This window comes from Streptococcus gordonii (genome assembly GCF_001553855.1).
Taxonomy (GTDB): Bacteria; Bacillota; Bacilli; order Lactobacillales; family Streptococcaceae; genus Streptococcus; species Streptococcus gordonii.
In genome coordinates this window covers 1-489 of sequence record NZ_LQWV01000008.1, presented here as the reverse complement: position 1 = coordinate 489, position 489 = coordinate 1, and the positions used below count along the sequence as shown (strand labels likewise).

Annotated in this window: 1 protein-coding gene; it reads right to left on the bottom strand. The window is 44.4% G+C overall.

From position 1 onward, the window contains the following. The coding region (locus AWH02_RS02960; protein WP_169792185.1) for a prealbumin-like fold domain-containing protein at positions 1-489 on the bottom strand (489 nt) is incomplete at both ends.

Genomic DNA, 489 nt, shown 5'->3' with positions numbered 1-489 from the left:
TTACGACCTTGTTGTCTTCACCCTTAGAGTCTTTTTCTCCAACATTGGTCACTTCCACTGTGCCGTCGTATTTGACTTGGAAAGTGATATCGGTCACCTTGAGGTAACCTGTTGGGGCTGCTTCCTCATGGAAGGTGTAAGTACCTGGAGTCAAGTTCAATTCTTTAGACTTACCAGCTTCAGATGTCCAGCTTTCTACTGCTGTGCCTTCTGCCTTGTCGCCCTTGTAGATCTTGATCTGAGCTCCCGCAATTTCAGTTCCACCAAGATTAACTTTACTGAAAGTAATGGCTTTTGGACTATCATCGTCTTTATCCGTTACTGTAACAGTTGAGCCGTTGGTTACGACCTTGTTGTCTTCACATCTAGAGTCTTTTTCGCTGAAGTTTGTCAATTCCACTGTACCGTCTTGTTTGACTTGGAATGGAATATCAGTTACTTTGAGGTAACCGGTTGGAGCTGCTTCCTCATGGAAGGTGTAAGTACCTG